At 65.7% G+C, this 1,465-nt stretch carries 2 protein-coding genes; both read right to left on the bottom strand.

Features of this window, described 5'->3' with window-relative positions; translation table 11 throughout:
- Positions 1 to 135 precede the first annotated feature (135 nt).
- Positions 136 to 756, bottom strand: a complete 621-nt coding sequence (rplD, locus tag ADADOO_RS17850; RefSeq protein ID WP_511278869.1) for a 50S ribosomal protein L4 — start codon at positions 754 to 756, stop codon at positions 136 to 138.
- Positions 756 to 1,439, bottom strand: coding sequence for a 50S ribosomal protein L3 (gene rplC / locus ADADOO_RS17845; RefSeq protein ID WP_511278868.1), 684 nt, complete (start codon positions 1,437 to 1,439; stop codon positions 756 to 758). The genes rplD and rplC overlap by 1 nt, the downstream gene beginning before the upstream one ends.
- Between the last annotated feature and the right edge of the window lie 26 nt (positions 1,440 to 1,465).

The following is a 1,465-nucleotide window of genomic DNA, read 5'->3' as shown; positions in this document are numbered from 1 at the left end:
GCAGCACCTTGAACATCACCTGGTTCTGCTTCTCGCCGATGCGCGTGGCCTTCTCGGAGATGATCGGCGCCACGAGCACCTGGCTCAGGCGGCCTTCGTCGAACTTGAGCTCGACCGGAGTCGGATTGACGCGGCTCATGCGAACATCTCCTTGAGCTGCTCGATCGCGCCCTTGGTCACCAGCACCTTCTTGTAGAAGACGAGGGACAGCGGATCGGCGTAGCGGGGCTCGACCACCAGCACGTTGGCCAGGTTGCGCGAGGCCAGCGCCAGGTTGTCGTCGATCTGGTCAGCAATCACCAGCACCGAGTCCAGGCCCATGGCCTTGAGCTTGGCAGCCAGCAGCTTGGTCTTCGGCGCGTCGATGCTGATGCTGTCGACCACCGCCAGGCGGCCGTCACGGGCCAGCTGCGAGAGGATCGACGCCATGCCGGCGCGGTACATCTTCTTGTTGACCTTCTGCGAGAAGTTCTCGTCGGGCCGGTTCGGGAAGATGCGGCCGCCCCCACGCCACAGCGGCGAACTGGTCATGCCGGCGCGAGCGCGGCCGGTGCCCTTCTGGCGAAACGGCTTCTTCGTGGTGTGGGCAACTTCGCCGCGGTCCTTCTGGGCACGGGTGCCCTGGCGCGCATTGGCCTGGAAGGCGACGACAACCTGATGCACCAGGGCTTCGTTGTAGTCACGCGCGAAGACGGTGTCGGGCGCGTCGACCTTGGACGTGGCCTGACCTTGATCGTTGAGGAGCTCGAGCTGCATCACTGGGCTCCGTTCTTGACACGCACCTTGACGGCGGGGCGCACGACCACGTGGCCGTTCTTGTGGCCCGGCACGGCGCCGCGCACGAGCAGCAGCGAACGCGCTTCGTCGACACGCACGATGTCGAGGTTCTGCACGCTGACGGTCTCGTTGCCCATCTGGCCGGTCATCTTCTTGCCCGGGAACACGCGGCCCGGGTCCTGCGCCATCGAGATCGAGCCCGGCACGTTGTGCGAACGGCTGTTGCCGTGCGACGCGCGCTGCGACTTGAAGTTGTGGCGCTTGATGGTGCCGGCGAAGCCCTTGCCCAGGGACGTGCCCTGGACATCGACCTTCTGGCCGGCAGCGAAAACGCTGCTGACGGGGACGACGGCACCCGGCGCATACTGGCCGACGACGTCGGCAGTGACGCGGAATTCCTTCAGGACTTCGCCCGATTCGACACCGGCCTTGGCCAGGTGCCCGGCTTCGGGCTTGGTGACGCGGCTGGCCTTCTTGGCGCCGAACGCGACTTGCAGCGCGTTGTAGCCATCGGTGGCAGCGGTCTTGACCTGCGTGACGCGGTTGTTGGACACGTCGAGCACCGTCACGGGGATGGCGTCGCCATCGTCCGTGAAGATGCGCATCATGCCCACCTTGCGGCCCAACAATCCCAGGCGATGGCCCGGATTAGTGGTCGTCATGGTTTTTCTCCAGCCCCCGCCCTGCA

It is taken from the genome of Azonexus sp. (assembly GCF_036170495.1).
Classification (GTDB): Bacteria; Pseudomonadota; Gammaproteobacteria; order Burkholderiales; family Rhodocyclaceae; genus Azonexus.
The sequence above is the reverse complement of the archived record's forward strand: the minus strand, read 5'-3'. Positions and strand labels throughout refer to the sequence as shown.

Excerpts from the sequence above, each read along its gene's own strand:
- rplD (WP_511278869.1), bottom strand. The coding sequence starts at position 756 with ATGCAGCTCGAGCTCCTCAACGATCAAGGTCAGGCCACGTCCAAGGTC.
- rplC (WP_511278868.1), bottom strand. The coding sequence starts at position 1,439 with ATGACGACCACTAATCCGGGCCATCGCCTGGGATTGTTGGGCCGCAAG.